This window comes from Scytonema sp. PCC 10023 (assembly GCF_963920835.1).
GTDB lineage: Bacteria > Cyanobacteriota > Cyanobacteriia > Cyanobacteriales > Nostocaceae > Kalymmatonema.
In genome coordinates this window covers 1-257 of record NZ_CAWUDP010000401.1, presented here as the reverse complement: position 1 = coordinate 257, position 257 = coordinate 1, and the positions used below count along the sequence as shown (strand labels likewise).

Annotated in this window: 1 protein-coding gene; it reads right to left on the bottom strand. The window is 39.7% G+C overall.

The features are described 5' to 3' along the window. On the bottom strand, positions 1–257 hold a 257-nt coding region (locus tag ACM0OZ_RS49360; RefSeq protein ID WP_414590238.1), incomplete at both ends, for a 4-alpha-glucanotransferase.

Sequence of the window (257 nt, the reverse complement as noted above, 5' to 3'; positions counted from 1 at the left end):
TACTGCGACAAAAACCTACAAATTCGTTTTGTTGGAAAGGTGTTGCCTGAAGTTGAAAATTTTGGCAGGCTTTTTTGAGCAAGGGAATTTTAATTGATTTTACTTGCTCGTAATCTACCTGAGATTCGTTAAATGCTGGTAAATTAGCAAAGTCTTCTTGGCCTAGTAAACCTTGTTCTTGCAGTAGTTCCGGGCTAATCAGCATGTGGTTTCCCGCCATTGCTGAATAAGCAGCATAAGGAGAATTACCGTATCCA